The sequence below is a fragment of the Yoonia sp. GPGPB17 genome (assembly GCF_037892195.1).
Lineage (GTDB): Bacteria > Pseudomonadota > Alphaproteobacteria > Rhodobacterales > Rhodobacteraceae > Yoonia.
Genome location: NZ_JATACI010000002.1, coordinates 3686783 through 3701090 on the forward strand (window position 1 = coordinate 3686783; position 14308 = coordinate 3701090).

9 protein-coding genes and 1 pseudogene are annotated in these 14308 nt (G+C 54.6%); 8 read left to right on the forward strand and 2 right to left on the reverse strand.

Annotated elements, in window-relative coordinates; translation table 11 throughout:
* Position 1: 1 nt before the first annotated feature.
* The gene (locus tag QTO30_RS19435) at positions 2–2785 is read left to right on the forward strand and encodes a BPTD_3080 family restriction endonuclease (RefSeq protein WP_340425681.1); all 2784 of its coding nucleotides are present in this window, start codon (positions 2–4) and stop codon (positions 2783–2785) included.
* A 127-nt stretch (positions 2786–2912) separates the two neighbouring features.
* Here QTO30_RS19435 and QTO30_RS19440 read toward each other — a convergent pair whose 3' ends face one another.
* Positions 2913–3824, reverse strand: coding sequence for a LysR family transcriptional regulator (locus tag QTO30_RS19440; RefSeq protein WP_340425682.1), 912 nt, complete (start codon positions 3822–3824; stop codon positions 2913–2915).
* 300 nt (positions 3825–4124) lie between these two features.
* On the opposite strand from QTO30_RS19440, the gene QTO30_RS19445 reads away from it, so the two are divergent.
* The 6 genes and pseudogenes from QTO30_RS19445 (at position 4125) to QTO30_RS19470 (ending at position 11190) form a co-directional block, all read left to right on the forward strand.
* The gene (locus QTO30_RS19445) at positions 4125–5171 is read left to right on the forward strand and encodes a TRAP transporter substrate-binding protein (RefSeq protein ID WP_340425684.1); all 1047 of its coding nucleotides are present in this window, start codon (positions 4125–4127) and stop codon (positions 5169–5171) included.
* A 90-nt stretch (positions 5172–5261) separates the two neighbouring features.
* A complete protein-coding gene (locus tag QTO30_RS19450) occupies positions 5262–6065 on the forward strand; it encodes a TRAP transporter small permease subunit (RefSeq protein ID WP_340425685.1) in 804 nt (267 codons plus the stop codon).
* A 3-nt stretch (positions 6066–6068) separates the two neighbouring features.
* Complete coding sequence (locus QTO30_RS19455) at positions 6069–7517, forward strand: TRAP transporter large permease (protein ID WP_340425686.1); 1449 nt, start codon at positions 6069–6071, stop codon at positions 7515–7517.
* A gap of 8 nt (positions 7518–7525) precedes the next feature.
* A pseudogene (locus tag QTO30_RS19460) lies at positions 7526–8981 on the forward strand (aldehyde dehydrogenase family protein).
* A gap of 124 nt (positions 8982–9105) precedes the next feature.
* On the forward strand, positions 9106–9447 hold the full coding sequence (locus QTO30_RS19465; RefSeq protein ID WP_340425687.1) for a RidA family protein: 342 nt from the start codon (positions 9106–9108) through the stop codon (positions 9445–9447).
* A 108-nt stretch (positions 9448–9555) separates the two neighbouring features.
* A complete protein-coding gene (locus QTO30_RS19470) occupies positions 9556–11190 on the forward strand; it encodes an alpha-D-glucose phosphate-specific phosphoglucomutase (protein WP_340425688.1) in 1635 nt (544 codons plus the stop codon).
* Between the two features lies 1 nt (position 11191).
* On the opposite strand, the gene QTO30_RS19475 is transcribed toward QTO30_RS19470, so the two are convergent.
* Complete coding sequence (locus QTO30_RS19475) at positions 11192–12799, reverse strand: alpha-glucosidase (RefSeq protein WP_340425689.1); 1608 nt, start codon at positions 12797–12799, stop codon at positions 11192–11194.
* 582 nt (positions 12800–13381) lie between these two features.
* Between QTO30_RS19475 and QTO30_RS19480 the strand changes: the two genes are divergently transcribed.
* A complete protein-coding gene (locus tag QTO30_RS19480) occupies positions 13382–14284 on the forward strand; it encodes a LysR family transcriptional regulator (protein ID WP_340425690.1) in 903 nt (300 codons plus the stop codon).
* Positions 14285–14308 lie beyond the last annotated feature (24 nt).

Below are 14308 nucleotides of genomic sequence, written 5' to 3' on the forward strand. Positions count from 1 at the left end.
TATGTCCCTGATCATCAACAAGCCGACGGAGCGGCCAGGCAAGTATTGGGACAAGGTGAATGATGGAACGCTTGAGCTGAAGCATGAGCGGCGTCCGGCAACCTATGAGATCATCAATACTCGCGACCAGACCCGGCGTGTCGAAGAGATCGAATTGGTCAATGTCATTCGCGGTCGCGTCGATGAGTGGCGCGATGCTGGCTATCCTGGGATCACGATTGTCACGCGTAAGTTACTAGAGCATTGGCATGATGAGACGGCGCGAGAACTTCAGTTCTACTTCTGTCAGCTCGAAGCCATAGAAACGCTGATCTGGTGGGTCGAAGGGGCGGCTGAATACAAGCAAGGGATTGCCATCCCTGGTGACGGTGGTCCATGGGAACGCCTCTGCAATAAGATGGCCACAGGGTCCGGGAAGACGACTGTGATGGCGATGATCATAGCCTGGCAGGTCTTAAACGCGCTGACTTATCCCAAGCGGAATAAGGAGTTCAGTCGAGCAATCTTCATCGTTGCGCCTGGGATCACGGTAAAAGGGCGGCTTCAGGTCTTACTGCCGACCGACGGCAGCTACTACGATGAGTTCAACATCTGCCCTGATAACGCGATGCGGCAAAAGTTGAACCAGGCCGAAGTCCGCATCGAGAACTGGCACACGTTGATGCCAGCGAAAGAACCCGAACGTTCGGTCGTGAAAAAAGGACCGGAAACGGACGAAGCCTACACCCGACGAGTGTTGGGCAAGCTTGCCGAGTTCAAAGACATCGTTGTGATCAACGACGAAGCCCATCACGCCTATCGCCAAAATCCGAAGGATAAGGTCGGCAAGAACAAGGCAAAGGAAATGGGCCTGGATGTCGATGAAGCGACACGGTGGATTGAGGGCCTGGACAGACTGCACAAGACGCGTCGGCTCATCCGGTGCTTCGACCTTTCAGCAACCCCTTTCTCGCCCTCAGGCATGGCCAGCTCGGACCACGCGCTGTTTACGTGGATCATCTCTGACTTTGGCTTGAACGACGCAATCGAAGCCGGTCTCGTTAAGACGCCGCGAGTTGTGGTCCGCGACGATGCGATCCCAGATGCGGCGACGCTTCGGCCAAAGCTCTATCATCTCTACAAGGACAGCTCGGTTTCAGAGGATTTGAACCGGAAGGCCGAGCCGCACGAGGCGCTGCCCCAGCTTGTTCAACAGGCCTATACTCTGTTGGCGGCTGATTGGCGTGAGACGAAGGCGACCTGGGAAAAACAGGGGATGCCCGCACCGCCGGTTCTTTTGACAGTGTGCAACCGCACCGAGACAGCGGCGAGAATTGAAAAATACTTCAACGCCGGAGATGCGCACTGGCCAGAGCTGCAAGCGCCGGACAAAACGCTCAGGGTCGATAGCAAGGTTCTTGAGAAGGCAGAGGTCGGAGAGAAAGCTACCGCCGATAAGCCCTATGAAGAACGACTGCATGAGATCGTTGATGGCTTGCCCTTGCCGGAGACCCGAAAGGCTGAACTTCGGAACCTAAAAAAAGAGGAACTTCTGCGCGAGATTGTTGACAACGTTGGCAAAAGGAATGGCGCGGGTCAAACCCTTCAGAAAGTGATCTCAGTAGCCATGTTGTCCGAAGGCTGGGACGCTAAGAACGTGACCCATATTATGGGGTTGAGAGCTTTCACTTCACAGCTTTTGTGCGAGCAAGTCATAGGTCGTGGTTTGCGTCGGGTCACTTACGACAAGGAAGAAGGCGGCGAGCGCGACGGGTTGTTCGTCACTGAATACGTCAACGTTTTTGGCGTGCCACTCTCCATTTACCAGGACACTAGCGACGACCCTGAGCCACCAAAGCCACCCAAGCAAAGCTTCCAGGTCGAAGTTCTGCCGGAACGCGCAGAGCATGAGTTGCAGTGGCCAAATATCCTGCGGGTTGATCAAGTTCTTAGGCGCACGCTGCAAGTTGACTGGGCCAACTTGCCAGCCCTTACACTCGATCCTGCGGCTAGCGTGGTATCCGCTGAGCTGGCCCCCGCCATGACCGGCGCTTCGGACATGAGCCAGATAACACCTATTGATCTTGAGAAGATCCCTGAAGGTTTCCGCCTACAACGGATGACCTTCCAAGCAGCACGCAAATGCTTCAGTGACATGGCTGGGAGCTTTGTTGGGCGCGAAGAACTGCTCTTGAAGCAACTGATACGGCACGTGGAAACGTTCATAGCTTCCGATCAGCTTGAGGTGCCGTCGCTCTTTCACAAGGAGCCTCTCCGAAAGCGGATTTTGATTGGCCTAAATATCGACTTGATTGTTCAACATGTCAGCCAATACCTCCGACAGGAAAACCGCACAGCCCTTGAAGCGATTTATGATGAGGATGAACCTGTGGGTCGAACCGGCGACATGCGCACCTGGTACACGACCAAGCCCAACATGCTGACGACCAAGTCCCACATTAGCCATGTGGTCGGCGACGCAAGCTGGGAAGGGTATGCGGCAAACTTCTTCGAAGGATCAGACAAAGTCGCCTCCTACGTCAAAAACGACCATTTAGGCTTTGAGATTTACTATCTCTGGAATGGGTCAAAGCGGCGGTACGTGCCAGATTTCCTGATGCGAATGACCAATGGCACGAACTTGGTTTTGGAGATCAAGGGTCAGAAGAGCCCGCAGAACGATGCTAAGCATGCTGCACTGGAAGAATGGATTGCCGCTGTAAACGAAGAAGGCCGATTTGGCGTTTGGACTTGGGCTGTCGCTTACAAGCCTCACGAAGTGCCAGATATCGTCAATAGTGCGTGACCGCAAAACGCAGCTCTGGCGGCTGACAGCTTGCGGCGGGACGGTAGGACGTTGCCGAGGATACCGGCCCCCAATAGCGTCGCAGCAAACACCCCCACTCAAGGAAAAGCCGCCCGGATCAAACGCATCAGCTGTTCTGAGTAATTGTGCTGTACATAGCCCTTCTCGGCAATGATTCGATCGAGCGTGCGGCCTCTGGTTCTCCGAACGGTACAACGCGGTAGCCGTCAAACTCGGCTATCTCGATCGCGATGGATGGCAGCATCGCGACGCCCAATCCCGCTGAGGCAAAACTCAGAGCGGTAAAGGCGTTCTGCAATTCATAGGCCACATTCAGCGACAAGGACTTGCGATGGAGGATGTCATCAATCAGCGTGCGAATGGCCGTTGAGCGATCAAGCAGGATAATCGGGAAGGCCTTGAGGTCTTCAAATCTAACCGTCTGCTGACCCCGATCAAACTCTGGCGGAATGCATGCATGCAGAGGTTCATCGGTGAGCTTCTCAAAGGTAAAAGTCTTGAGGTTTGATACAGAGGGCCCAACATAGAACTCCGCCGCCTGGCGTTCGAGAATTTCGAGCGCCGCTGCCGGTGGTGCCTCGATCAGCCGCACGCTGCTGTCGGGAAACCGACGGCGGAAGGTGGTCAGGACGCCACCAACACGTTTGGGTGCCAACGTCGGCGCGCAAGCGATCGTGACGGTGGATTGACGCATTGCTGCAATGTCCGACAATGATCGGAACCCATCATCAATGTCGCGCATCGCCCGGGCGGTTTTATCAAAAAGCAAACGTCCATTTGGCGTGAGTGTGACCCTGCTGGTGCGGCGTACAAACAGGCGCATGCCGACCTGATCTTCCAACTCTTTGATCTGCATACTGATCGCAGCGGTTGAGCGGCGTGCAGATTCGGCCGCCAACCGGAAACTCCCTAGCTTTGCCACCAGCAAAAAGGATTGAAGTAGTTTCAGGTTGATGTCTGGCAATGGCTCTTCCGCAAATTCGATCTGAATGTGAATAATCTCATGTTTTCTTAACATGCAATAAGATTTTCTGAACAAAAATCTCGGAAATCATGCTTACAGATTGGAAAAAGTCGTCAATAGTATGGGTTCATACTGTGAAGGGGTGACGTCAAGAGGTTGAACTGTCGAATGGTGTTTGGAGGCACCTTGGCCGTTCAGTCATTTGATGCAGGTCAAGAAAAATCTGTGCGCCTTCGCGTATTTCTGGGCACCATTGCTTGGAAAACACCTGACGGTTTGGTGGTCACATTCCGTTGCGTTGAAAAAAGGACCAAATGCCCTGTCAGACCAGGGCAAAATTCTGGGAGGAAAACGATGAAAAAAGTAATGGCTATGGGGCTTGTCGCCGCGATGACGACAGGTGGCACTGCACAGGCACAAGAAGTACTGGAGATGACATCTGCGTTCTCACGCAACTTGCCAATCCTAGGTACTGCAGGTGTCGATTTTGTAGAGAAGATCAACAGCATCTCTACAGAGGTTGAGTTTGAGCACTTTGACCCCGGCGAGTTGGTTCCGACGCTGGAGGCATTGGATGCTGTATCCAACGGTTCGGTGGACGCGGCTTACACAACCGCTGGATACTGGCAGGGCAAGATCACCTCTGCATCACTTTTTGCCGCGGTGCCATTTGGCCCGGAAGCAGGCGAATTCCTTGCATGGATGCTCTATGATGACGGTCATGAACTGTTCCAGCGCATGTATGATGAGAACGGGTACAACGTGAAGGTTATGCCTTGCGGTATCATCGCGCCAGAGACATCCGGCTGGTTTAAGGAGCCTATCGAAAGCGTTGCCGATCTTGAAGGTTTGAACATGCGCTTCTTCGGCCTAGGCGCCGAAGTCATGCAGCGTTTGGGTGTCTCTACATCCTTGCTGGCTGCGGGTGACATCTTCCCGGCCCTTGAGCGCGGCGCGATTGATGCGACAGAGTTCTCGATGCCGCTGATCGACCAGCGTCTGGGTTTCTACAACATTGCGTCCAACAACTACTTCCCGGGCTGGCACCAGCCTGCGACCATGTTTGAGCTTCTGATCAACAAGGATCGTTGGGAAGATCTGGACGAGTTCTCTCAGAACCAGATCGAGGTCGCCTGCCTGGCGAACATCACAACCAACTACGCCGAAGGTGAAGCTAAGAACTATGCTGCCATGGTTGCCAATGTGGAAGAGAATGGCGTGACCATCCGTCAGTGGCCTGTCGAGATGTTGGAGACCTTTGAGTCCACATGGAATGAAGTTGCCGGTGAACTTGCAGCCGAAGACGAGTACTTCAAGCTGGTTTGGGACGACCTGCAAGAGTTCCGCGCTGGCTACAAGACGTGGTCCAACAACATCTATCTCCCTCGTCCACGCAACTGATCATCAGTTGATTTAGAGAAACAAAGGGGCGGCCTTCGGGTGCGCCCCTTTGATGGCAAGACACTCATGCATCAGGAGGGACACCGCGTTATGGAATCACCAGAAGAGCTCGTCGCCGTATCAGATCCCGGCGAGGTGGGAAGCGAAGAACACAATCGTGGCGACCGCTTCGTTGTTCAACTGTCGAACATTGCGGCTTGGTTATTCCCGATCTTGATGTTGGCGATTACGGCGCAAGTCATCCTGCGAAACTCTGGTATGAACCAGGCTTGGCTGGATGACCTTCAGTGGTGGCTATACGGGGCGGCAGTCTTGATGGGCGTTGGCTATGCCGTCACGACGGACAGCCATGTGCGTGTTGATATCCTCTATGACGGTTTTCCGCGCGAAAAGAAAACACGCGTCAATATCTTTGCAATTGGCTGGCTGTTCCTGCCTTTTATTATCCTGTCCTGGGATGTGACCTACGATTATGCGCTCAGTTCCGTGCGCGCGGATGAGGGATCAGATAGTCCAAACGGGTTACACAATCTTTGGATACTGAAGGTTTTCATGAACCTCGCATTTGTCTTCATCGGTATAGCGTGTTGGTCTGCCATCGTGCGGAACGTGTCGCGCCTGCATCCGCCCAAGCTTTGGCGGCAGATGTGGTCGGCGTTTCCCGCCACGTTCCTCCTGATCAATCTGACGATCTATTATTGCCTCTACGGCGTCATGTCCCTGCTTGCTGAAGAGGGCGCCACCAGCCGCGACATCGCGCGCGGCCCCGCATTTGGCGAGCTTGAGTTCGGCAACTACGAGATCACTTACACCGTCATCGCGGCTTTGATCGTCACACCAATTCTCATCCTTGTCCTACGCGCCATGGATTCCTCACGTAAGACAGGGGCGTAGTACATGCTTTCCTTTATCGGACAATTCCTGACCCTCAACGAGATTGCGGTCATCGTCATGTTCCTGACGTTCATCTGGATGCTGTTCCGCGGCATTCCGGTGGCGATGGCACTGGTGGGTGTGAGCCTTGTTTTCGTTGTGATCGCCGAGGTTTTTCTGGATCCCTATCGCAGCTATTTCCGCGACATCATCGAGTTTGACCGGACTGGCATCGACTATCAAAGGTTGGGCGCGCTTTCAGGACGTATTTTTGGCAGCACGGTCAAGAACCCCGTTCTTGTCGCTTTGCCGATGTTTATCTTCATGGGGTTGATGTTGGATCAATCCGGTGTGGCACAACGCATGATGCGATCAATGCAGAAGCTGTTCGGCAGTCTGCGCGGTGGTCTGTCACTGACAGTCCTGCTGATCGGGATTATCCTGGCGGCATCAACAGGCGTCATCGGTGCATCCGTGACGCTGCTGGGTGTGATGGCTTTGCCTGCGATGATGGCGCAGAACTACTCCAAGCCGATTGCCACGGGCACAATCGCCTCTGCCGGGACTTTGGGCATCCTGATCCCACCGTCGATTATGCTGGTGATCATGTCTGATCAACTGGCGATCAGCCTTGGTGACCTGTTTATGGGGGCGTTGTTCCCCGGTTTGATCCTTGGCGCGCTTTATATCACGTTCATCGTGATCTATGGCCTGATTAGACCCGACGCGATGCCAGTGCCAGAAAAGACTGAAGAGGTTGGCTGGCCTGTGATCAAGGAAGTCTTGTTGGCTGTCATCCCACCAATGATTCTGATTCTGCTGGTGCTCGGGTCAATCTTTGCAGGTGTCGCTACGCCGACCGAGGCCTCAGGTCTGGGCGCGTTGGGCGCTACGATGCTGGCCTTTATGAATGGTCGATTGAACATGAAGGTTCTGCGGGAAGTCAGCCGATCCACGCTGAACACGTCAGGCTATATCGTCGGTATCTTCCTGGCGGCGAACTTCTTTGCCTTCATCTTGCGGCGCTACGGTGGCGATGAGATTATTGAAGGACTGGTGTTGTCCGTCTTTGATGACCCTTACATGATCATCCTCTTCATCCTGTTCATCGTCTTCCTCTTGGGCTTCCTGCTTGATTGGATCGAGATCACGATCATCATCATGCCTTTGATGTTGCCAATCATTCAGGGCCTCGGGATTGAAGGTGACATTCCGGACTACGGTCAGGTTGCGGCACCGGTGATCACCTGGTTTGCGATCCTTGTGGCGGTGACGCTACAAACCTCGTTTTTAACCCCGCCGGTGGGCTTTGCGCTCTTTTATCTGAAGGGCGTTTGCCCGCCTGGTGTCACGATTGGGGATATCTACAAGGGGGTCATTCCATTCGTGCTGCTGCAACTTCTGGGTCTCTTCATCGTGTTTGAGTTCCCATGGCTCGTTACCTGGCTGCCCTCGGTGGCCTACGGAAACTGACGAAAGAGATGGCGATACGACCGCTGAATATCGACCCAAGCAAATGCTTCATTGCAGGTGCTTGGGTTGCGCCTGTTACGGGCGACACGCTTCCGCTGATCAATCCATCTGATGGCACCACCCTGTGTGAGATCGCACGTGGTGGAGCCGATGATATTGATGTGGCGGTGTCTGCGGCAGAAACCGCGCTTTCCGGCAATTGGGGCAAGGCAACAGCGGCCGAGCGAGGGCGTGTGCTGGCCAAGATTGGCCGCGAAGTGCTGACTCATGTCGATGAATTGGCCAAGCTTGAAGCGATGGACGTTGGTAAGCCTTTGAAACAAGCGCGCGCCGATGTCTTCGCTTTGGCCCGCTATCTGGAGTTCTATGGCGGTGCCGCAGATAAGGTGCATGGCGAAACCATCCCCTATCTTGACGGCTACACCGTTTACACCCTGCGCGAACCGCATGGGGTGACCGGGCATATCATCCCTTGGAACTATCCGATGCAGATTATCGGACGCTCTGTGGGTGCCGCGTTGGCAATGGGCAATGCCTGCGTGCTGAAACCGGCCGAGGAAGCGTGTCTGACAGCGCTGGCATTTGCCGAGATTGCAAGAAACGCCGGGCTGCCGGACGGTGCGCTGAACGTTGTGCCTGGGTTGGGGGCAGAGGCGGGTGCCGCGTTGTCTGCTCACCGAGGCGTGCATCACATCTCTTTCACGGGTTCTGTCGGTGTAGGCAAAGTGATCCAGCAAACGGCGGGTGCCAATGTTGTGCCGGTGACGTTGGAACTGGGGGGAAAGTCCCCGCAGGTTGTTTTTGACGATGCCAATATCGACGCCGCCCTGCCATTTCTGGTTAACGCAGGTATCCAGAACGCTTAGCCAAACCTGTTCGGCGTCTTCGCAGATCTTGGTGCAACGCGGGGTCTACGATCAGGTGGTCGAGGCGATGGCCATAGGTTACCGTCAGCTCCGCACCGGTCCGGCGATGTCTGATCTTGATGTCGGGCCTTTGGTCTCACACCGGCAGAAAGGCATTGTTGAAGGGTTTCTTGAAAAAGGCAGAGATCTGAACACCGTCGCCCAAGGGCAGATCGCGCAAGATGCGCCCGCGGGTGGTGCATATGTCGCGCCGACACTCTTTGCAGATGTCCCGCCGGATCACACATTGGCTCAAGATGAAATCTTTGGCCCTGTTCAGACGATCATTCCTTTTCAGGACGAGGCCGAAGCAATTGCAGTCGCAAACGGTACCGACTTTGGACTAGTTGCGTCTTGCTGGTCCGCGAACGGCGCGCGGCAAATGCGCATGGCACGCGCGCTGCGCGCCGGGCAAGTGTTTATCAACAATTACGGTGCCGGGGGCGGCGTGGAACTGCCCTTTGGTGGCACAGGTCTGTCCGGGCATGGACGCGAGAAAGGGTTCGAAGCGCTCTATGGCTTTTCGACCCTCAAGACCATCGCGGCTTTGCATCACTAAGGGTCGGAGTACTTTGTCAAGCTGCTTAGAAAAAGAAGTTTGATCTGGGGTTGCCTCTGGGGGCGTGGAAAGACCATTACGTTTCCAAGTGCGATAGCACCGGGAAAAATGAAAGGGCACATCCATGATCGAACGTATTGAAACTGGCGAAAGATCATCGAAAATCGTCAAACATAATGGCGTGGCTTATCTAACTGGGCAAGTAGCCGAAGGTGACACCATTCAAGAACAGGTGCGCCTCTGTTTGGACAAGATTGACGCGCTGCTGGAACGGGCAGGCTCTTCACGCAAAAACATGCTACGCGTGACGATCTGGCTGGCCGATATGAAGGATTTTGCCGGTCTGAACGAGGTTTGGAATGCTTGGGTTCCTGCGGGGCATGCGCCTGCGCGCGCCTGCGGCGAGGCCAAGCTGGCAAGGCCTGAGTTGAAGGTAGAGTTCATTGTTGATGCAGCTTATGACTAGGTCGCGCATATTTTCGGCCTCTTTCTGCCTTTAGCCTTTGGAAGTGCAATAGGGTCTGGAAAGCTGTCACGCAGCGGTCGATGATCACGGCGTCAGAAAGGACCACTCATGCTGATGCAAACTGTGCAAACAACGCCCATTGCAGATCAAAAACCAGGGACCAGCGGTCTTCGCAAGAAGACCGCTGTCTTTCGCGCCAGCCACTTTTTGGAGAACTATGTTCAGTCAATTTTCGATGGGATTGAAGGTGTTCTGGGAAAGACTCTTGTTGTTGGCGGCGATGGTCGCTTTTTCAATGATATTGCGATCCAGATCATCCTGCGGATGGCGGCAGCGAATGGTGCAGCAAAATGCATTGTGGGGCAGAATGGTCTTTTGTCGACACCAGCAGCCTCTCATCTTGTTCGGTTGCGACAGGCGGATGGCGGTGGGCTGATCCTGTCCGCTAGCCACAATCCCGGCGGGCCGGACGCCGACTTTGGGCTGAAATACAACGGCCCAAATGGTGGACCGGCGCCAGAGGCGGTAACAAACAAGATTTACGAACGCACCAAGGTCATTGATCACTACAAGACCTGTGCTGCGGATGATATCGATCTGGCGATCGTTGGCATGCAGACGCTTGGCAACATGACCGTAGAGATCATCGACCCGGTAGAAGATTACGCCGCCCTGATGCAAAAGATCGTCGATTTCGACAAGATACGCGCCTTGTTCGCTGGTGGTTTCACCATGTGTTTTGACGCGATGCATGCGGTCACTGGCCCATACGCCCATACCATTTTGGAGGGCATGCTTGGCGCGCCGAAGGGAACAGTAATAAACGGCATCCCCAGCACGGATTTCGGTAAGGGGCACCCTGATCCGAACCCGGCTTGGGCCAAGGTGTTGATGAACATAATGCATAGTACCGATGCCCCAGATTTCGGTGCTGCCTCTGATGGGGATGGCGACCGCAATATGATCTTGGGGCGCGGTGTCTATGTGACACCATCTGATAGCCTTGCTCTACTGACGGCACATGCAAATCTAGCCCCCGGCTACCAAGACGGGGTGGCGGGCGTTGCACGGTCGATGCCAACATCGCGGGCGGTTGATCGGGTGGCCGAGCGCCTTGGGATCGGATGTTTCGAAACGCCGACGGGCTGGAAATTCTTTGGCAATCTTTTGGATGCAGGCAAGGTCACACTGTGTGGTGAGGAAAGTGCGGGTACAGGATCGGATCATGTGCGCGAAAAGGATGGGCTTTGGGCGGTTTTGCTGTGGCTAAACATCCTGGCCGAAACGCAAAGATCCGTGGCAGAGTTGATGATGGATCTTTGGGCAACTCATGGGCGCTGCTACTACGCGCGTTTTGACTACGAAGATGTGGACAGTGCAAAGGCAACTGAGGTGATCGACGGCTTACGCCCAAAACTTCCAATGCTGGCGGGGGCCCGCATTGGTGGGCTTCAAGTGCAGATGGCAGATGAGTTTTCTTACGTTGATCCCGTTGACCGATCCCGATCTGACGGTCAAGGCATTCGGTTGGTCTTTGAGAATGGCGCGCGCGCTGTCTTCCGCTTGTCTGGCACCGGAACGCAAGGGGCGACGATCCGGCTTTATCTTGAGCAGTTGGAAACCGATCATAGCCGCCTGCAAGAGGACCCGCAGAAAGTTCTGGCCAATGTGCGTGACGCTGCACTGACCCTCTCTGATCTGGAAGCCATTATAGGCCGGACAGCACCTGATGTGATAACCTGAGCTAGAGCGGGACCTCGGCACCGTGTGACAAGTAAGCATAGCCGTTCCCGGCCAGTGTCAGCTTGTCATCCTCAAGCGACACGGCCTCTCCCAGTGCAACTTTGGCCTTTGTTTTCAATGACACTATGTGTTGATCCGCTGACAAATTGAAGATGCAGGTGAGCGTTTGTTCCTCAGCGGTCCGCGTAAAGGCCAGCAGGGGCTCGGGCAGCGTGATAAATGTGGTTTTGCCGCGTGATAGTGCGGGGTTGCTTTTGCGATAGGCGATCATCTCTTTGTAGTGCGCCATGATGCCATCGGCCCCTTGCTGATCAACAGCTCTGGTTGCTTGGGGTGCCTTGACAGGCAACCATGGTTTACTGGTCGAGAACCCGGCGTTGGGCGCATGTTTTTCCCAAACCATCGGCGTGCGGCATCCATCGCGACCTTTGACACCAGGCCAAAAGCGGATCGCTGGCGGGTCGGTCAGTTCTTCATAGACCAGCTCGGTTTCGGTCTGCCCTAGTTCCTCGCCCTGATAGATCCCGATTGTTCCCTCAAATGACATAAGCATCGCGCAGGTCAACCGGGCCATGCTCTCTTCAGATACAGCATGCGCGCCCCAGCGTGATACGTGGCGCACAACGTCATGATTGCTGAAAGACCAATAGGGATGGCCATCAGGTGCGCCGGTCTGAAAGCCCTCAATGCAATCGCGCAAATGAGCGGCGCTGAAGTCATCGCTCAACATCGCAAAGCTGTAGGCCATATGCAGGCGCGCGCTCCCGGCTGTATACTCACCCATGATCTCAATAGAACGGCGGCCCTCCTCGCCGACTTCCCCGACCATCATGATGTCGTCATATTGATCGGTGAGCGCACGCAAACGGGCAAGGAAACCAAGATTTTCTGGTCGTGTCTTATTATAAACGTGCTCCTGCATGCCGTAGACTTCGGTCAGTATTTCCTTTTGTTTTGTTTGCGACGGTGGGTTCGAGCGTAGCTGCTGGTCGTGGAAGTAATAGTTCACCGTATCAAGACGGAACCCATCAAGACCGCGATCCAGCCAGAATTTGCAGGTTTCAAGGATTGCATCCGCCACGTCCGGATTATGAAAATTCAAGTCCGGCTGCGCGGCCAGGAAGTTTTGCAGGTAGTATTGCCCGCGTTGCGGATCAAATTCCCAAGCGGGACCGCCAAAGTTGCTGGGCCAGTTGTTTGGTGGTGAACCATCAGGCTGCGGATCAGCCCAAACATACCAATCGGCCTTGTCGTTGGTGCGGCTGCTGCGGGATTGCTTGAACCATGCGTGCTGATCAGAGGTATGTGACAAGACCTGATCAACGATTACTTTCAATCCGTGTTCATGGGCACCTGCAATAAGAGCGTCAAAATCCGCCATGTCCCCAAACAACGGATCAACCGACAGGTAGTCTGAAATATCATACCCCATATCCGCCTGTGGCGAGGCAAAAAACGGGGATAACCAAATGCAATCCACCCCAAGGGCCGCAATGTGGTCAAGCCGCCGCGTGATGCCCGCAAGATCACCGACACCGTTACCCGTGGTATCTTGATAGGACCGGGGATAGACCTGATAGATTACTGCGCTGCGCCACCATTCCTGCATCACGACGGTCCTTTGAAATGTATTTGCCTACAACGAATCCCTAGATCGAAAAAAATTCAAGGTAAACGGCACGTCGGTGATTTGCGGCAAAAAGGCGGGCGTGTTCCCGAAACCGGCTCAACTTGGGCAAGTCTGGCCCTTTTCTTGCACATGTTCGTTGGGAAACGTCACTCATGGATTGCAGCGAAACTGTCGATGGCAATCTGGTCATTTTTTGTTAGCCGAAACCCGTTACGCCGTCGTGAGCATGGAAGCGAATAGCGCGGTTTCGGGCATCGACCTCATCGATCTCACCCGGTTCGATTTGTCGGCTGATTTGGGCATTTGGGCTCAGTTTGATCACCCCTATTTGGTGCCGCTATTGCTAAGGTCGAACAGACGGAAAATGCCACGAAAATCGTGCTTGGAGATAGGGCCTGACAAAACCGTAAGCCGAGGCATTTTTCCCAACGGATAGCCTATCACTGTCAGCTTTGATGTCTTTAGATCAGGGGGCTGGCCCAGAAAGACAATCGTGGACACGCAACCCGGGCCAGTGCGATGTAGGCCTATCGCTTTTATGAACTGTTCGGAAAGTCCTCTATGCGGCTGAACCTCAAACAACTCGAAGCATTCGTCTGGGTCGCCGACCTGCAAAGTTTCCGGCGTGCGGCAGAACGTCTGAACACCACCCAACCGAATATCTCGGCTCGGATTGCCGGGCTAGAACAGGCGCTGGGCACGACGTTGATGACGCGGGATGCGGGGTCAGTACGGCTTACCGGCAAAGGGCAGGACCTACTCGCCCACGCCCGGCGCGTCTTGGACGCTACAGATGCACTGATTGTGGCAGCTGATCAGAAGGCGTTGATTGAAGGCACCTTACGTCTTGGTGTGACCGAAATGATCGTGCACACATGGCTGCGTGCTTACCTGCGTCGCCTGAAAGACGTGTATCCACGGCTTTCTGTGGAGCTGACAGTCGACTTTTCGGTTAACCTGGAAAAGGGTCTTGCCGAGCGCAGCCTTGACCTTGCGCTGCAGAATGAGCCGTTCAGCCGACTTGCGACCGGTCAGATCGAAATCGGAGCTTATGAGATGGCCTGGGTGGCTGCACCTGATCTGGGTTTGCCGTCATCGCAGACGATTGAAACGCTCGCCGCGCAACCAATTTTGACTCACGCCCGCGACACGCGCCTCTATGAAGAGATCGCAGCGCACTTCGGGTCACGCCGTGACCTTGCGCCCTGTCTTGTTCCATCGACAAATTTGGCCGCCTGCCAGACCATGACCATCGATGGCATGGGCGTCGCCGCATTGCCTTTGGCGATGGTAGAAAGTGAGCTTAAATCTGGTGCACTGATGCAGCTTGAGTATGACTGGGTGCCAGAACCTCTTCATTTCTTTGCCCGGTTTGATGCAGAACGCGCGCCGCGCGTCGTTGCGGATGCAGCCAACACCGCTGTGCAGATCGCACAGGATCACAAAAATCAATCGTTTATATAAAATTAAACAATTGGAAGTGATCAA

Coding starts and splice junctions, on each gene's coding strand:
- QTO30_RS19435 (WP_340425681.1), top strand. CDS start 2: ATGTCCCTGATCATCAACAAGCCGACGGAGCGGCCAGGCAAGTATTGG.
- QTO30_RS19440 (WP_340425682.1), bottom strand. CDS start 3,824: ATGTTAAGAAAACATGAGATTATTCACATTCAGATCGAATTTGCGGAA.
- QTO30_RS19445 (WP_340425684.1), top strand. CDS start 4,125: ATGAAAAAAGTAATGGCTATGGGGCTTGTCGCCGCGATGACGACAGGT.
- QTO30_RS19450 (WP_340425685.1), top strand. CDS start 5,262: ATGGAATCACCAGAAGAGCTCGTCGCCGTATCAGATCCCGGCGAGGTG.
- QTO30_RS19455 (WP_340425686.1), top strand. CDS start 6,069: ATGCTTTCCTTTATCGGACAATTCCTGACCCTCAACGAGATTGCGGTC.
- QTO30_RS19465 (WP_340425687.1), top strand. CDS start 9,106: ATGATCGAACGTATTGAAACTGGCGAAAGATCATCGAAAATCGTCAAA.
- QTO30_RS19470 (WP_340425688.1), top strand. CDS start 9,556: ATGCTGATGCAAACTGTGCAAACAACGCCCATTGCAGATCAAAAACCA.
- QTO30_RS19475 (WP_340425689.1), bottom strand. CDS start 12,799: ATGCAGGAATGGTGGCGCAGCGCAGTAATCTATCAGGTCTATCCCCGG.
- QTO30_RS19480 (WP_340425690.1), top strand. CDS start 13,382: ATGCGGCTGAACCTCAAACAACTCGAAGCATTCGTCTGGGTCGCCGAC.